This is a genomic window from Corynebacterium propinquum DSM 44285 (assembly GCF_000375525.1).
Classification (GTDB): Bacteria; Actinomycetota; Actinomycetes; order Mycobacteriales; family Mycobacteriaceae; genus Corynebacterium; species Corynebacterium propinquum.
This window is the reverse complement of sequence record NZ_AQXC01000005.1, coordinates 94,311-111,531: the sequence shown is the minus strand read 5'-3', so window position 1 is coordinate 111,531 and position 17,221 is coordinate 94,311. Positions and strand designations below refer to the sequence as shown.

At 57.1% G+C, this 17,221-nt stretch carries 14 protein-coding genes; 8 read left to right on the top strand and 6 right to left on the bottom strand.

What is annotated here, in order from left to right; translation table 11 throughout:
* Positions 1-35: 35 nt before the first annotated feature.
* Both B142_RS14180 and B142_RS0105935 read left to right on the top strand, forming a co-directional pair.
* Positions 36-1,556, top strand: a complete 1,521-nt coding sequence (locus B142_RS14180; RefSeq protein ID WP_144736792.1) for a choice-of-anchor M domain-containing protein — start codon at positions 36-38, stop codon at positions 1,554-1,556.
* A 241-nt stretch (positions 1,557-1,797) separates the two neighbouring features.
* Positions 1,798-3,021, top strand: coding sequence for a Fic family protein (locus B142_RS0105935; protein ID WP_018120631.1), 1,224 nt, complete (start codon positions 1,798-1,800; stop codon positions 3,019-3,021).
* A 92-nt stretch (positions 3,022-3,113) separates the two neighbouring features.
* Here B142_RS0105935 and B142_RS0105930 read toward each other — a convergent pair whose 3' ends face one another.
* Both B142_RS0105930 and B142_RS0105925 read right to left on the bottom strand, forming a co-directional pair.
* Positions 3,114-5,006 (bottom strand): NAD(P)-binding domain-containing protein, encoded by a 1,893-nt coding sequence (locus tag B142_RS0105930; RefSeq protein WP_081604945.1) that lies wholly within the window; start codon positions 5,004-5,006, stop codon positions 3,114-3,116.
* 160 nt (positions 5,007-5,166) lie between these two features.
* Entirely contained in the window at positions 5,167-5,646 is a 480-nt protein-coding gene (locus B142_RS0105925; protein ID WP_018120629.1) for a molybdopterin-binding protein, read from the bottom strand.
* 229 nt (positions 5,647-5,875) lie between these two features.
* Here B142_RS0105925 and B142_RS0105920 point away from each other — a divergent pair, with 229 nt between their 5' ends.
* The 5 genes from B142_RS0105920 to narI are packed head-to-tail and all read left to right on the top strand — an operon-like array spanning position 5,876 to position 14,235.
* Complete coding sequence (locus B142_RS0105920) at positions 5,876-7,201, top strand: MFS transporter (RefSeq protein ID WP_018120628.1); 1,326 nt, start codon at positions 5,876-5,878, stop codon at positions 7,199-7,201.
* 18 nt (positions 7,202-7,219) lie between these two features.
* The gene (locus tag B142_RS0105915; RefSeq protein WP_018120627.1) at positions 7,220-10,978 is read left to right on the top strand and encodes a nitrate reductase subunit alpha; all 3,759 of its coding nucleotides are present in this window, start codon (positions 7,220-7,222) and stop codon (positions 10,976-10,978) included.
* Positions 10,978-12,570 (top strand): nitrate reductase subunit beta, encoded by a 1,593-nt coding sequence (gene narH / locus B142_RS0105910; RefSeq protein ID WP_018120626.1) that lies wholly within the window; start codon positions 10,978-10,980, stop codon positions 12,568-12,570. Before B142_RS0105915 ends, narH begins: the two co-directional genes overlap by 1 nt.
* Positions 12,571-12,597: 27 nt before the next feature.
* The gene (gene narJ, locus B142_RS0105905; protein ID WP_018120625.1) at positions 12,598-13,431 is read left to right on the top strand and encodes a nitrate reductase molybdenum cofactor assembly chaperone; all 834 of its coding nucleotides are present in this window, start codon (positions 12,598-12,600) and stop codon (positions 13,429-13,431) included.
* Positions 13,432-13,455: 24 nt separating this feature from the next.
* Entirely contained in the window at positions 13,456-14,235 is a 780-nt protein-coding gene (gene narI, locus B142_RS0105900) for a respiratory nitrate reductase subunit gamma (protein ID WP_018120624.1), read from the top strand.
* Between the two features lie 103 nt (positions 14,236-14,338).
* Here the strand turns inward: narI and B142_RS0105895 are convergent, their stop codons facing one another.
* Positions 14,339-14,728, bottom strand: coding sequence for a fluoride efflux transporter FluC (locus B142_RS0105895; protein ID WP_018120623.1), 390 nt, complete (start codon positions 14,726-14,728; stop codon positions 14,339-14,341).
* Complete coding sequence (locus B142_RS12905; protein WP_018120622.1) at positions 14,725-15,171, bottom strand: CrcB family protein; 447 nt, start codon at positions 15,169-15,171, stop codon at positions 14,725-14,727. The genes B142_RS0105895 and B142_RS12905 overlap by 4 nt, the downstream gene beginning before the upstream one ends.
* A 69-nt stretch (positions 15,172-15,240) precedes the next feature.
* On the opposite strand from B142_RS12905, the gene B142_RS0105885 reads away from it, so the two are divergent.
* Positions 15,241-15,882, top strand: coding sequence for a methylated-DNA--[protein]-cysteine S-methyltransferase (locus B142_RS0105885; protein ID WP_018120621.1), 642 nt, complete (start codon positions 15,241-15,243; stop codon positions 15,880-15,882).
* 75 nt (positions 15,883-15,957) lie between these two features.
* Here the strand turns inward: B142_RS0105885 and B142_RS12050 are convergent, their stop codons facing one another.
* On the bottom strand, positions 15,958-16,404 hold the full coding sequence (locus B142_RS12050; RefSeq protein ID WP_039733875.1) for a hypothetical protein: 447 nt from the start codon (positions 16,402-16,404) through the stop codon (positions 15,958-15,960).
* A 172-nt stretch (positions 16,405-16,576) separates the two neighbouring features.
* Complete coding sequence (locus B142_RS13555; RefSeq protein WP_144736794.1) at positions 16,577-17,038, bottom strand: hypothetical protein; 462 nt, start codon at positions 17,036-17,038, stop codon at positions 16,577-16,579.
* Positions 17,039-17,221 lie beyond the last annotated feature (183 nt).

Genomic DNA, 17,221 nt, shown 5'->3' with positions numbered 1-17,221 from the left:
GCAACTACCTGGTCACGTTTCTTTTGGGAGGAACCATGAAATCCACGAACCACTCGCACCGCCATGGTCGTGTGCGCAGCCTGCACGGTGTGCGCAGGTCGCTTAGCTCACTTAGCCCACTTAGCCCACTCAGCCCACGCCGTTTCTCGAAAACCGCTGTGAGTCTGGGTCTGTCGTTGGGCTTGGCGACGGCTGGCCTGGGGGCAGGCGTGCTCGCGCCGTCGGCAAGCGCCCAAATCCACGAAATCTGCACTGCATCCGAGGGGTGGACCCCAGATCATAAGATTACGCACGGCCACCAGGACATGACGGTTCTTTCGGAGAACGGATTAGAACCCGCACTGATCGATGATTCTTCTGGTGAATCCCTGTCTTATGGGTCTGGGCGCAGCGTAGTTGAGGTCTCCAATGACCAGCACGTGAAGCTTGGGAAGTTGGGAATCGAGGGGCTGCCCGACGAAGGATGGTATCTGCCGCAAACGCAATTGCCCAACGTTCCGTGGCTTGGTTTTTCCACGATGTATCTGGGCGACCACCTGGTGGAAGGGGAGTCAGTGTCGATGAACCTGAACCTGAAGCAGGGCCCTGGCCGGATGATTGGTTGGCTTCCGGAAGATTTCGGCAACAACAAAATTGTGCTGGATTCAGAAGATTCCAATGATGCGTGGCCTATCCCATATAACACGCACGTGCACACCGGATTCGTGTTTGAAAAAGCCGGTGTGTACGAGGTGGGCTTTGAATTCGGGCTGCCACGCGGCGGAACTCAGACCTTGGACATCATGTTCCTGGTTGGCGACTACGACTGCGCTGATCGCGGATCAACGAGGACCGGCGCTAATTCTGGTTCGAAGAGCAAGGGCAATAACAATAAGCCTAAAACCTTCGGTGATCACCTGACCGCGATGGAAAAGGAAATCACGCAAACGGAAAAGGCGATCTCCGGTATTGAAAATTCCGTCCGCAAATTGGTATCTCCATTCACCAAGAAAGACGATAAGAACGCGGCTAAGCCAAATGCTGCAGGAAAACCAGGCGCGCCGGGTGCACCGGGTGCGTCCAATTCCGGTAATAAGCCAGCGCCTGCGAAACCGGGCCAGCCTGGTGGTGGAAACTCGGATACCAACAAGCCTGCTCCGGCTGGTGGAGGCCCGAAGCCCGCTCCTGTCGCACCGAAAAGCGGCGGGGCAGCACCAGCACCAGCACCAAGCGGTGGTGGAGCCAGCGGATCGCTAGTGCCCGCTAAAGCACCTGCGCCAGCACCGGCTCCAGCTCCCGCACCAGGCGGTGGTTCGGGCACAGGTTCGGCCCCGGGATTGGAAGCAGCTCCGCTGGAAGGCGCTGACGGAGAAAACCTGGAAGCCGTCGATGGTCAGGGCAATGCATTCGCCAGCGCAGATGGTGCCGCACAGCGTGGTGCCACGAGCGCGAACTACAAGCCGACCTCGTCGTCGATGAGTTTCTTCTCCGGCTTGATCCTCGGCTTGGGCGTATTCGCCTTTGCATTGGGCATCGGTATTTATGTTGTGATGTGGCAGCGTTCCCGCAACAAATAAGTTGTTGGGAGGCGATTAGCTTGCTGGACTCGGAAGTAACCGGTGGGAGCGCAAACACTCCGGCCTAAACCAGGGATCTACATCAGAGGTGTAAATTAGACCCACACTGCGGCGCGCTATTTTACAAAAACCGCGATTTTTGTAAAATAGCGCGTTATTATTGTCTGCAGACTTACAACGCTGATCTAAAACAGCGACACCGATCTGAAACAGCAACACCGACCCGAAGAAGGCTCGACTCATGGCAAACACATCTGGTTATAAGCCATTAAAGACGGTCTTTCACGCGAGTCGGCACGGTCATTCGGCGCTGGAGAAAGAATACGCGCGCAGACTCGACTCACCAGCGACTCTACAATGGGAGTTCGATGTCGCGGGGTATCCGCTATTTCTGGTGATGACCGTCGAGCTTGCCGCGCAATTGGAAAAAATCTGGCATACTGAACTGCGAATCTCTGATAAATGGGCAGCACTTCCGGGCATTGGGCGGCAGCACTATTTGCTGGGAATCTTAATCTCTGAAATTCGGGCGACGAATGCCATCGAAGGGATTTTTTCTACGCGGAAAGAAATCGCGTCTGCTTTGGAGCGGCCCTCTACTACCGCCCACAAACGGTTTCGGGAAATGGCTGGGCTGTACCGATCATTGCTCGTGCCAGATTCCGACCGCATGGAATTCCCGGCAACTGTGCAGCAATTGCGGGGGCTTTATGATGATCTGCTTGCTCATGAAATTGCTGCCGACGACGCACCAGACGGGAAGCATTTTCGTCGGCACGAAGTGACGATTTTCGATGGAACGACAACACTTCATCGGGCGCCAGGTACGGAAGAAGATATCGAGCATAGGATGGATACTTTTTTGCGCACCCAACTAAGCGCTGAAAATTCTCTGGTCCACGCTTTAGTGGGGCATTTTATGTTCGAATACACCCATCCGTTTTATGACGGCAACGGCAGGTTGGGGCGGTTCTTGTTGGCGTTCCGGTTATTGGATGTACTGCCGGCGCCGACTGCAATGTCGTTGTCGCACCAATTCTCTGTACAACGAGCGAAATACTATTCCGCTTTCCACCAGGCCGAGCATTCACTGAACCGTGGGGAAGTGACCTTCTTCGTTAAGGCGATCGCCGACCTCATTGGTGACGCTCAGGTAGAGCTCGAAGAGTCCCTCGACGAGAAGCGCGTGCAATTTCTTAACTTGGAAGATCGGCTCGAAGATGCTGAACTCTCGGATTATCAGAAAGCGATTTTGTCGATTCTCGGACAGGCCTTCCTCTTTGGTCCCCATGAACCGGTGTCTTTGCACGAAATTACGCAATACATGGCGAAACATTGGAATACTGTGCGCCCAGTTGCAGATGAACTTGTTACTCAGGGTTGCATCCGGGAAGTGTCCAAGAAACCCTTGTCTTTTGAATTAACAGACAAGGCGATCGCGATCCTTGGATTAGATGCAGCCTAATGTGTCGGTGATATGTGACGGTGATGTTTCACGTGAAACAACGCCTTGTCACACGCAAAGCACCGCTAGCTAAAAGCTAGTTCAGGAGGGCGTTAACCAGTGTGGTGCACTGGGGCTAGTCGATAAACTGGCGTATCCATGCCCTCGTAACGTGCCTTCAGTTGCAGTGCGAGGTAGCGCGAATAATGCCGTGACTGGTGCAGATTGCCACCATGGAACCAGAGGTTATCCTGCTGGGTCGGCTTCCACATATTGCGCAGCTCGCCTTCCCATGGCCCCGGATCCTTTGTCGTGTCCGAACCCAGGCCCCAACATTTACCAACTTTGTCCGCGACTTCCTTGGAAATCAGCATTTTCGCCCAACCGTTCATCGAGCCATAGCCGGTGGCCAACACGATGACGTCTGCTGGCAGCACGGTGCCGTCGTCAAGCGTAACCGAATCCGTACCGACCTCCGCGATGGTAGTTCCCGAATGCACGGGAATCGAACCATCAGCCACCAGCTCCGAGGCACCCACGTTGATGTAATAGCCCGACCCGCGGCGCAGGTATTTCAGGAATAACCCGGAGCCGTCGTCGCCGAAATCGAGCAGGAACCCCTTTTCGCGCAGCCGCTCATAAAACTCGGCGTCGTCTCGTTTGATTTTGTCAAAGACCGGGCGCTGCACATCCGGCAAAACTTTGTATGGCCAGGACGCAAACAGCAGGTCGGCCGAATCGGTATCCAGCCCGGCATCAATGGCGTCTTCGGAATACAACGGTCCGAAGACCTCGCGCATCAAAGAATCGGACTGCACGATATGAGTCGACGAACGCTGGATCATCACCGGGTGTCCGCCATTGTGGTGCAGATCGGCAGCAATATCGTGCGCGGAATTATTCGCACCCAGGATGATCACGTTCTTCCCGGCATCTCCCGCCCCGCCCGGGTGCTCACTGGAATGGCGTATCTCGCCGACAAAATTCTCCTGGCCCTTCAGATGCGGCTTATTCGGCACACCCGACATGCCTGTTGCCAAAACCAACTGGGTGGGGTGCAGGACGACGTCTTCTGTTTCGCCGCTGTCTGGGTTGCTGCGTTTCACGTGCACTGACCAGGTTCCGGTTTCCTCGTCGTACGCGGCGCTGGTGGTTTCGGCATTTGTCCAATAGTCCAGATCCATGATGCCGACGTAATGTTCCAGCCAATCACCCATCTTGTCTTTCGGGGTGAACACCGGCCAGTCCTCCGGGAAAGGCAGGTAGGGTAGGTGGTCATACCACACGGGATCGTGCAGCGAGAGCGAATGATAACGCCCGCGCCATTGATCACCTGGGCGTTGTGCCTTGTCGACGACCAACGTCGGCACACCTTGCCGTTTCAGCCGGGCTGCCAGCGCGATACCACCTTGGCCGCCGCCGATGATGAGCACGTATGGTTGGGTGGAATAGCCGAGTTCTGCGCGCCGCTTTTCGCGTTTGTCGGCCCAATTTTCTGGATCTAGCTTGGGCCCGTGCTGGGCGCCTAGGACCCGGCGTCGACGTGTGGGTTCGGGGAAATCTTTGAGCTCGCGGGCGGATGTGAGCATCGTCCATGCCAAGCCGTTGCGTAGACGCGCGATACCTTTGCCGTGCATGGCGGCACTGTCGAATGTGAAGTGCACGCGAGTGACGTTATCGGTGACTTCATCCGGGCCTTCATCTTCGATATCTGTGATTTCAATATTGTGCAAGGCAGATGCCGGGTGGGTGGAGGCAATCATGTCTGCGATGGCCTCGGTGCCTTCGGCGGTATGTAGGTTCCAGGTAAAAGTTGTGAGATCGCGCCAGAATCCGTCTGTTTCAAAAAGCGTGGCGACGGCGCGCCCTGCATCGGCGGCGGTGGTGGCATTGGTGGCTTGTTCTAGGTTGGTCAGCCAGTTGAGCGCAGTAGCGCGTAAGTCTGTTGCGTGCGGTGCGGTCTTCACGGCCGAATCCGCAGTAGCCGAATTAGCCGTGCCGGTCATGGTTGCGCGGGTTTGCACGTTAGTAACCGTCATGGGAATGCCTTTCTGCTCTGGGGCCAACACACTGCCGTGTGGTGTCGTTCACATAATGATAGTGTGAGCAGGATCGCAAAACAATGGTTTTACAAAACTAGTGAAGTAGTCTCCGGCTACGACCCTATTAGTTTGTGCAGTCCCGAAAAATATCCGGCAGGAGTGGAAATACCACGGACAGCGTGTCGGTGACCGCGCCTGACGACGACGCGCAGTTGATGATTAGGCTTCCGCCGCCGTGCTCGGTCATACCAATGATCCCGCGAGATAGACCAGCTTTGGGCGAGGATTGCAAACCGCGCAGCAGTACTTGCGTTTCCAGGCCGTGCAACCGGGCGCTGAGGTATTTTTCCGTTACTTCTGGTGTGAAGTTGGTGGATCCAATGCCGGTTCCGCCGATGACGATAATGATTTCGCAGCCGTCGGCAAGGGCTGATTGTACGGCGCCATCGACGGGGGTGTAACCTTCTGCGATAACTGTGGAAACGTGCAATTGCAATCCGTAATTTTTAATAAAATCTTGCGCAATCTCACCGGATTTATTTGTGTTACCTTTTGTTAAAATCCGGTCGGAACTGACGATGATGGCAGCTAGTTTTGTACCCATATTTCGCCTCCAATTTCTTGAAAATGGGCGGTGATAAAAGTCATAGGGGAGTATTGTTTCCCCAGCTTAGGGCTACCTTAAGTACCCTACCTGCAGGATTGTTCGCTATGCGAATTATGCAAGATTTGTGTGTCGTAATTTAATAAAAATTTAGCCGTTTTGGGTTTCCTTGATTGATTCATTTGCCACTAAATTGGGGGACATAAGCCCTACGACTAATGAGGATACAATGACTACTCTCGATACCTCAGGCAAAGTCATCCAGGGATGGGATCCAGAAAAATCTGATCACTGGGACTCCAAAATCGCCTGGCGGACACTGTGGATTTCCACTTTCGTTCTCATCATTGGCTTCGCCACGTGGTACCTGGTCTCCGCAATTGCACCACAGCTGAATGCAATCGGATTCGACCTGACCACCGCTCAGCTTTATTGGCTGACCTCCATTCCAGGCTTGGCTTGTGGTTTGTTCCGCCTGTTCTTCATGTTCATGCCACCCATCATGGGTACCCGCAAGCTGGTCTGGGTTTCATCCCTCCTGTTCATCATCCCGATGCTGGGATGGTTCTTTGCCGTCCAAGACACCTCCACCTCCTACTGGTGGTTGCTGACGTTGGCATTCATGTCCGGTGTTGGCGGTGGCGTGTTCTCCGGATTCATGCCATCCACCGGCTACTTCTTCCCGAAGCGCCTGTCCGGCACCGCGCTTGGTCTGCAGGCCGGCATTGGTAACTTCGGTATCTCATTCATCCAGCTGGTTGCCCCATGGCTGATGGGATTCACCTTGCTCGGCGTTGGGTTCGTGGCACCGCAGCGTACTGACGACGGCCACATCTTCGTGCACAACCCAGCGATCTTCCTGGTCCCATGGGCAATCGTCGGCGCCATCCTGGCCTTCACGCTGCTGAAAGACGTCCCGATCGAGGCAAACTTCCGCCAACAGATCGACATCTTCGGTAACAAGAACACCTGGATTCTCACCGCCGTCTATATGATGACCTTCGGTGGATTCGCTGGCTTCGCAGCCCAGCTGCCTCTGCTGATCAACCAAACCTTCGGCGCTGGCTCGCAATTCGCTGGGCAATTCGAAAACCTGCCCAACGGTGCCACCTACGCCTTCCTGGGCCCACTCATTGGTGCGCTGGTTCGCGCACTGTGGGGTCCGCTGTGCGACAAGTTCGGCGGAGCCATCTGGACGTTCATCGGCTGTGTCGGCATGACTATTTTCACCATCGTCGCCACGTTCTTCCTGACGCCATCCCACCCAGACCAAATGTGGTGGTTCCTCGGTTCGATGCTCGTCGTCTTCTTCTTCACGGGTCTGGCTAACGCCGGCACCTTCAAACAAATGCCGATGATTCTGCCGAAGCGCCAAGCCGGCGGCGTGATTGGTTGGACGGGCGCTACCGCAGCGTTCGGCCCGTTCATCGTCGGTGTCCTGCTTTCCATGTTGGCGCCAACCGTCTTCTTCATCGGCTGCGTCGTCTACTTCGCGATCACCACGGTGCTGGTGTGGATCTTCTACGCCCGCCCGAATGCACCGTACCCAGGATAAATAGGAGCGAATTTCCCCATGACTACTTCTACAACTGACTCCTCAGCATCCAGCAACTCTAACGGTCCCAAAACCAACCCGCTGTTCAAACTAGGTGCCTACCTGCGCAAGGGTGAGGCCACCGATTCCGGCCAGCAGCTGTTTCTGAAGGGTGGCCGCCAGGCCGACGTTTTCTACCGCAACCGCTGGGCCTTCGACAAGATGGTCCGTTCCACTCACGGCGTGAACTGCACTGGTTCTTGCTCGTGGAAGGTCTACGTCAAAGACGGCGTAATCACCTGGGAATCCCAGGCCGTGGATTACCCCACCACCGGTAATGACATGCCGGAATACGAACCTCGCGGCTGCCCACGTGGCGCGTCGTTCTCCTGGTACACCTATTCGCCGACGCGTGTGCGCTACCCTTACGCCCGCGGCGTGCTCGTCGACATGTTCCGCGAGGAAAAGAAAAAGCACGGCGATTCCGTGCTGGCATGGCGTGCAATCCAGGAAGACCCAGAAAAGCGCCGCGCTTATATCTCGCAGCGCGGTAAGGGCGGCTTGATCCGCATTTCCTACGAAGAAGCGATCGACATTGCGTCGGCGGCACACGTCTACACCATCCGGAAATACGGCCCAGACCGCATCAACGGCTTCACCGTTATTCCAGCGATGTCGCAGGTATCCTACGGCGCCGGCATGCGCTTCTTGCAGTCCATCGGCGGCGTCGCCCTGTCCTTCTACGACTGGTACGCCGACCTGCCACCAGCATCGCCGCAGACTTTCGGCGACCAAACCGACGTCCCGGAATCTGGTGACTGGTACAACTCGTCCTACCTGATGATGTGGGGCTCGAACATTCCGGTGACCCGTACCCCGGACGCCCACTTCATGGTCGAGGCCCGCTACAAGGGCACCAAGGTCGTTGTGGTCTCGCCGGACTTCGCGGATAACACGAAGTTCGCCGACGAATGGGCCCGCATCCAACCAGGAACCGACGCGGCGCTGGCATTCTCCATGGGCCACGTCATCCTGAAAACCTTCCACGTGGACCGCCAGGAGCCGTATTTCCTGAACTACATGCGGAAATACACCGACTCGCCATTCTTGGTGGCTCTGGACAAGCGTGACGACGGAACCTACACCCCAGGCAAGTTCTTGACTGCCTCGCAGGTTAGCGATGACACCCTGAAGGAATCACCGAACGCCACCCACCGTGGCTTGGTCATGGAAGAAGACGGCCGCGTCGTCGACCCAGGCGGCACGGTTGCTGACCGCTGGGATATGGAATCGTCGAAGTGGAACCTGGCGCTGGATCATGCCGACCCGGTCATGTCCATCGCCGAGACCGACCAATTCGACACCGCAGAGGTGCTGTTCCCACGTTTTGACTTGGATGCCAACCCAGAAGACGTCGGAACCGGCAAACCAATCGGCGCTGGTGTCGTACACCGCGGCGTTCCGGTACGTGAGGTTGACGGCAAGCTCGTCACCACCGTCTACGACGTTATGCTCGCGCACTACGGCGTCAACCGTGAAGAACTGAACCTGCCTGGCTCCTGGCCGAAGGACTTCCATGACGCCAGCGAAGTCGGCACCCCAGCCTGGCAAGAAGGCCTGACTGGTGTCGCAGCCGAAACCGCGATCCGCATTGGCCGCGAATTCGCGCAGAATGCTGCCGATTCACAGGGCCGCTCGCAGATCATCATGGGCGCGGGTGTGAACCACTACTTCCACGCCGACAACATCTACCGCACCTTCTTGGCACTGACCTCGATGTGCGGCACCCAGGGCGTCAATGGTGGCGGCTGGGCACACTACGTGGGCCAGGAAAAACTGCGCCCGATGAACGGCTGGACCCAGTGGGCGATGTCTGCCGACTGGCAGCGCCCACCGCGCCACATGATCACCACTGGCTTCTACTACTTCGCCACCGAGCAATACCGCTACGACAACTCGCGGGCATCCCACCTGGGCTCGCCACTGGCTAACAACGACGCCATCGGCGACAAGATGGTCTCCGACACCATGGCAGAAGCCATGCGTCGTGGCTGGATGCCGGCGTACCCGCAGTTCAACCGCAACTCGCTGTTCTTGGCCGACGAAGCCGACGAAGCCGGCATGGAAGTCAACGATTACGTCGTCCAGCAGCTAGAAAAAGGCGACCTGGAGTTCTCCTACGACAACCCATCGGCAGAAGAGAACTGGCCACGCATCCTCATCAACTGGCGTACCAACCTGCTGGGCTCTTCCGCGAAAGGCACCGAGTTCTTCTTGCGCCACCTGCTGGGCATCGATTCCGATGCCAACGCGCCGGAACTGGCAGAAGAAGATCGCCCGCGCACCATCAAATGGACCGATGACGTGCCCGTCGGCAAGCTCGATCTGATGATGACCGCCGATTTCCGCAATACCTCGACCACCCTGGTCTCTGACCTGGTGTTCCCGGCGGCGACCTGGTACGAAAAGCACGACATGTCCTCGACGGATATGCACCCGTACCTGCACTCGTTCAACGCCGCGATCAACCCACCATGGGAGGCACGCACCGACTTCGAGATCTTCCGCGATCTCGCCGCCGATCTGTCTGACAAGGCCACCACCTGGCTGGGCAAGCAGCGCGACGTCGTCACGCAGCCAAGCCACCACGACAGCCCCGACGAGCTGGGCATGCCAAACGGTGTGGTGCCGAACGTCGAAGAGCAGGGACTGATCCCGGGCGTGACCATGCCGAAGCTGCACGTCGTCGAGCGTGATTACACCAAGATCTACGAGAAGTGGACCCACCTCGGCCCGCTGCCAGCAAAGGCCGGAACTGGCGTGCACGGCACCAAGTTCAACGTCGAAAAGCAGGCCAAAGAGCTTGAGCTGATCTGCGGTACCTCGGAAACTTCCATGGGTGAGCTGGTTGATCTGTCCAAAGACACCAAGGTCATCGACGCGATTTTGCACCTGTCTGGTGTTTCCAACGGTGAGCTGGCGAAGCAGGGCTTCGAGTTCCTCTCCTCGCGCACCGGCAAGGACCTCACCCCACTGGGTGCGGCCGACGAAGATGTGCGCATCACCTGGGACGACATTAAGGAACGCCCGAAAGAGGTCATCACCTCGCCGGAATGGACCGCCGACAAGCGCAATAAGCGTCGCTACACCGCGTTTTCCATCAACGTGGAATTCGACAAACCATGGCACACCGTCACGGGCCGCATGCAGTATTACATCGACCACGACTGGTACATCGACTACGGCGAAACCCTGCCGATTTTCCGCCCACCGCTGGACCACGTGCACATGCACGGCGAATTCGCGCCGGGCACGGAACTGACCAACGACCGTGGCGAAGCCGAAGTCACGCTGCGTTACTTGACGACGCACAACAAGTGGTCGATCCACTCGCAGTACTTCGATAACCTGCACGTTTTGTCCATCTCGCGTGGTGGACAGGTCGTGTGGATGTCCAACAAGGACGCCGAGAAGATCGGGGTTACCGATAACGACTGGGTCGAGGTTTATAACCGCAACGGTGTGGTTTCTGCGCGTGCCATCGTTTCCCACCGCATCCCGGAGGGCACGATGATCTGTAACCACGCCCAGGAACGCACCGTCGGCACGCCGATCAACGAGCACACCGGCCGCCGCGGCGGCACGCACAACTCGCTGACCCGCATCTCTATCAAACCGGTACACATCGCTGGCGGTTACGGCCAGCTGACCTACCACTTCAACTACATCGGCCCGACTGGCAACAACCGCGATGAGGTTACTCGCGTCCGTCGCCGTTCACAGGAGGTTTCCTACTAATGAAAGTCATGGCCCAAATTTCCATGATCATGAACCTGGACAAGTGCATTGGCTGCCACACTTGTTCGGTGACCTGTAAGCAGGCATGGACCAACCGTGAAGGCACCGAGTACATTTGGTTCAACAACGTCGAGACCCGCCCGGGTCTGGGCTACCCACGCACGTGGGAGGACCAGGAGAAGTGGAAAGGCGGCTGGGAACGCACCAGCTCTGGCAAGCTGAAGCCGAAAGCCGGTGGACGCATCAAGAAATTGGCGACGCTGTTCCACAACCCGAACTTGCCGGAGCTCAAGGACTACTACGAGCCGTGGACTTACCAGTACGAAGATCTGATGGGCGCGAAGGCTGGGCAGAAAACGCAGCCTACCGCGAAGCCGGTATCGCAGATCGACGGGCGCGACATCAGCAAGATTGAATGGTCGTCCAACTGGGACGATAACCTGGGTGGTTCGACGACCACCATGGACGATGACCCGGTGCTGCACAACATGAACCTCGAGGTGAAAAAGGAAATCGAGGATTCGTTCATGTTCTACTTGCCGCGTATCTGCGAGCACTGCATGAACCCAACCTGTGTTTCCTCGTGCCCGTCGGGCGCGATGTACAAGCGCACCGAGGACGGCATTGTTCTGGTGGACCAAGACCGTTGCCGTGGTTGGCGCATGTGCGTGTCCGGCTGCCCGTACAAGAAGGTTTATTTCAACCACAAGACTGGTAAAGCCGAAAAATGTACCTTGTGCTACCCGCGCTTAGAGGTCGGGCAGCCGACAGTCTGCTCTGAGACCTGCGTGGGCCGTCTGCGCTACCTGGGCGTGATTCTTTACGACGCCGACCGCGTCGCCGAAGCCGCTGCCACCGAAAACGAGCAGGATCTGTTTGAGGCACAGAAGTCGATCATGCTGGATCCGCACGACCCAGAGGTGGTGCGCGCCGCGCAAGCAGAGGGTATCCCGCACTCCTGGATTGATGCTGCTCAGCAGTCGCCGATCTATGATCTGATCTTCAAGTACGGTGTTGCTTTGCCGCTGCACCCGGAGTACCGCACCTTGCCTATGGTCTGGTACATCCCGCCGCTGTCCCCAATCGTCGACAGCGTGACTGCTTCCGGCAACGACGGCGAGGATCACAAGATCTTGTTCTCGGCTTTGTCGAATATGCGCATCCCGCTGGATTACCTGGCTGGTTTGTTCACCGCGGGCGATACCGTGCCGGTGGAGAAATCCCTGCGCCGCCTGGTGGCTATGCGTTCCTACATGCGCGATATCAACCTGGGCAACGAGCCGAAGGAAGAAATTGCGCAGGCCGTCGGCATGACCGGCAAGCAGATCGAAGAAATGTACCGTCTGCTGTCCATCGCGAAGTACGACGACCGCTACGTCATCCCGACCGCTTCTCCGGAAACCCCACGTGGCATTTCCAACCTGGACCCATTCGGCAATGTGGACCCAGCAAAGGCCTCCGAGGACGTATTCCACGACCTGGGCATGGGCGCACCGGAAGCCTGCACCAGCAGTGCTGCCCAAGGCGGCAAAGTCTCGCTGCTGTCCTGGAGTGGCGACCGGCCCGATTCGATGTTCCCTCCGAAAAAATAGGGAATAGGGAAGAAGTAGGAGCAACCCTTGAGTATCTTCGACAAGCTGCGCAAACGCCCGACGACTCCGTCGACGAAGCCGAAATTCGCCGCTGCTTCTGCCGACGACGCCGTCGCCGGCTACGGCACCCCGGCGGGTATCGGCACTATGGGTGGCGCCAAGGACGTCGAGCGAACCCTGCGTGCCCACACCGGTAAAGTGCCCACCGAGTTCATTGCCCCGGTGGAGGTCACCGAAGAGCAGCGACGCATCACCGCGATGGCGGTGTCTGTGTTGCTGAACTACCCGGGCGAGGACATCATCGATAAGCTCGCCGCTGTTGAAGAGCAGGTAGATCAGCTGCCGTTGGCGATTGCCACGGACTTCGTGAACTTCGCGGAATGGGCCCGCAGCGTGGGCCCACGCGCGCTGGAAGAACACTACGTGGAAACCTTCGACCAGCGTCGTCGCTGCGCGTTGTTCTTGTCTTATTACGCCGTTGGCGATACCCGCCAGCGGGGCATGGCGATTTTGTCGTTCCGTGAGCAGCTGGAGGCCTTGGGGTTCCAGATTTCGGACGACGAGTTGCCGGATCATCTGTGCGTGGTACTAGAAGCCATGGCGATGACCGAAGGCGAAGAGCACGAACGCGCCGTGGAAATGGTGGCCAGCCACCGCGAGGGCATTGAGGTGCTGCGGGCGGCGCTGAACCAGGTGAGCTCGCCGTATGTCGCGCTGATCGTCGCGTTGTGCAAGGCGCTGCCGCAGGTCGATGCAAAGACTGCGCAGAAATACGTCGATTTGATCCGTACCGGGCCGCCCGCAGAGATGGTCGGCATCGCGGATTTGCCGTTCCCGACCACGCAGCCGGGCGTTGTATAAATAAAATTAATTAAGGACCACACCATGTTTGATAACTTCCTCTGGGGCGCGTTCCCGTGGTTAGCGATTGTGGCGTTTGTCGTCGGTATCTTCTGGCGTTGGCGCTCGGACCAATTCGGCTGGACCACCCACTCCTCACAGATTTATGAATCCAAGCTGCTGCGCTTGTCGTCGCCGCTGTTCCACTGGGGCATGGTCTTCGTGATCATCGGCCACCTGATGGGTCTGGCCTTTCCGAAGTCCTGGACTCGCGCCGTCGGTATCGACGATCACGCCTACCACCTGATCGCGACCATCCCGGGTTCCATTGCCGCGTTGGCGGTGTTGCTGGGATTCGCCGGGTTGCTCTACCGTCGTTTGAAGAACCGCTCGGTGTTCTTGTCGACGTCTGCCTCCGACAAAGTCATGTACATTTTGTTAGGTGCGGCGCTGATCTCCGGTTCTTTCGCGACGTTTACGCTGCAGTTGTTTGATCTGGCCGGTACCGGCGGATACGACTACCGCGAAACCATCTCGCCGTGGTTGCGTCAGCTATTGATTTTCAATATCGAGCCGGATTTGATGGCTAATGCTCCGTGGCAGTTCAAGGTGCACGTCATTGCTGGTTTCACGCTGATTGCCGTGTGGCCGTTTACCCGCCTGGTGCACGCGTTCTCCGCGCCGGTGGGGTACACCACCCGCCCGTACGTGCTGTACCGTTCCCGCGACGAGCGCACCACCCCGATGCGTTCCAATACCGCGTGGGAGCCGATCCGTTCGCACCGCGAGCAGTTGGAAGGTGAAACCCCAAGCCACGGTGCTTAGGTTTCCCGCGGGTCTAGCCATTTGATGCAATACGCTGCTACGGCAGCGACCGCCGCCAGTCCGGTGCTCATTGTGAGCATCAGGGCTGGCGGTTTTGCGTTGGTCAGACCGCGATGCCCAGCAACCATCCCAGCCAGACTGCGCCCAGCCCGCCGAGCACCGTGAAAAGGATATAAGCACCCAAACGGATCCACGCCCGTTCGTAGGTCAGATTCCCCAGTTCGCGGGCCAGGGTTGCCAGGGTTGAAAGCGCACCACAAAAACCTGTACCAAAAGCGATTTCCCAATAGGGCAGGTGCACGAGCGCGCCCAAGTCGACGCGCGCCAACATGATCCCGAGTGCGAAACACGCCAGCATATTAGAACTCGCGGTTCCGGTGTACCGGCCGCGCAGCTTGCTTAACAAGCCGCGCACTAGCCCTCCGGCAAAGGCACCTGCGGCGACGGAAGCCGTCGACAAGAGTGCTTCGGCGAGGCTGATATCGAGGTTCATTCGCTCTCACCGTCCTTGCCACCCGCAGCGCCTTCAGCGGCAGGGAACTCCGGGTGTACGCGCGGGTTCGTCTCCGGGTGCGCCCAGGGCCCATGGGTGAGTACAAAGTGGGCCATCTTCTCGCGCAGATCCAACACGTTGCGCAACTGATCGCCACCCAGCCAACAGAACATGCAGGCCAGCACGATACCGATGACATAAAACACCTGGTGGCTGCCCAATTCTGTAAAGGCGAGCCCCACAAACGCCGAGTACGTCGAAAAGCCGCCCAGCATGCCAGCACCGCCAAACGGGCCGGGCGCGAGATAGCCCATCAGGAAACAGGCGATCATGTCTAGTACGGCGACGGGAAACAGCTCTTCGCCGAAAATCGCGAGGGTAACGAACCGGATGAGCGCACCAATGGCGGCGCCGATCCCGATCATCAAGGCCTCGCGAAACACAGCGCCGATCCTACCGACGACGCCGCGCCGGGCGGAAATGCTGCCAGCAGATCGCCCTAGAATGGGTTTATGAACGATTCCCAGCCGCAGATGCGGGATGCGCACAGTAAAAATTCGTCTGCTGGAAAGACGCACGGCGGCGTGCAACACACGAGTTTTTCCGCGCCGGGAAAGAACCCGGTTGGTGAGGTAATGGCGGTTGCTACTGCCGACGGGCTAGTCGGGGTGTATTTCAGTGGCGGTAAGCATGTGCCAGATATTGCGGAGTGCGGGCCACGGTGTGAATTGGAAAGCGCAGCGGACGGCGGTGACAACAGCGATGAGAGCATCCGCCGGATACTGTGCCAGGCTCGGAATCAGCTAGAGGAGTATTTCGTCGGCAAGCGTCAGGATTTCACGGTGCCTTTGGATTGGGCACACGTGGCGGCGTCGGCAAGCGAGTATTCGGTGCGGGTCTGGCGGCTGCTGCAGGGGATTGCGTATGGTTCGACCACGACGTATGGTGCGTTGGCGCGTGAGATGGGCAATGTGGGACTATCACAGCGGGTTGGGCAGGTAGTGGGGCGGAATCCGTGGAGTGTGATTGTGCCGTGTCACCGGGTGCTCGGTGCTGATGGTAGCTTGACCGGTTATGCCGGTGGCTTGGACCGAAAGCGCTGGTTGTTGCAGCATGAAGAGCCGAGCGCGGCGGAGGCCGGGCGGTTGTTTTAGTTGCTTAGGGCAGTTGGAGTGTGGTTTAACCGTCGTTTGAGCAGGCCCTTTCGGAGGAATCAACTCGCTAAAAATTTACTTAACATCTATCGTGCACTCACCAGGAGTCCCCACGCGACCTTCCGCATTTACTTTAATATTCGATATTAAATAATTTGGAATGTTGGTTGGTAACTGCATTTCAGCTTGCATGCTTCCCATCTCAAAAGATTGAGTCTTTGATTCTTTAGAATCATCCATAAAGATAATCTCAGCCCTAATTTTGTCTCCAGGTTGTCCCTTGTACGTGATATGTGCTGTAGGTCGTTCGTGGTCAATACCAATCACTGACTCATCACATTTTCCATCTAGTGAGACGTCTCCAAGGATAGGATCTGTCGGGTTGCGAACTGGAATCTTTGAGACATTGCTACCGGGGAGACTGACAGGAGAAGAATCAGCTCCTTCCTGAGCTTGGGAACATCCTGCAATGAGGAATGCACCAGAAGCGAGGAGCAAAGCTATCCGATAGGGGTTTTTCACCAGTCAGACCTTCTTTCACATTGGATTCCGTTGGGAAAAAGCTGAGCCAGGTTTGCCTGAAGAATCTCTGAACGTAACGAAGTTGCCGCGAGGGAAAGCGATGAGCACTTCTCCCTTCCTCATCATATCTTCATGACAGCCTGTACTGAAGTGCCCCGGGTTTTGTTCTGTTTTAGTTGTTTAGGGCAGTTGGAGTTTGGTTTAACCGTCGTTTGAGCAGGCTCTTTCGGAGGAATAAACTCGTGGCGACGATGATACCGGCCCTCCAGGATTCCGAGATTGGGTATAAGAGTAATTGTAAGTCGTAGTTATCGACTAGGTCTTGGTTAAAGGCCCAAAATTGTAGCGACCAAGTAAATCCGGACCAGAGTAATAAGCCGATTTCTGGCAGACGACTGCGTAGTGGGAACGCGGCGAAAATAGTGCTGATCACGATGGCCGCCACACTCATGAGTTGCCACCACCATAGGTTGCTGCCGCCGGTGGTGAAATCGGTGGGGCCTTCTGCACAGTCATTCAGTGAGCAGTGTGCCCAACTCGTTAGTTGCAATACGGCGATCAGCAAAATTTCAGGGAACGGAAGCGCCCATCGCGGCCAATCCCAAAGCGATGAAGAACGGCCATCGTTACTCAATGCTAAACCTCTTTACATTGCCATAAGCTTAATTATGGATTCTTTAGTTTGACCGCTGAGTAATAGTAATCAGCTTGAGTGAGGGGACTGCCCCCCCGGAAAGTGGGCACGTCGGGGGGTCAACTATGTGACTTTAGCTAGTGTAGCTGAAGTCTCGGCTTCAAAAACATCAGGAGCCACAAG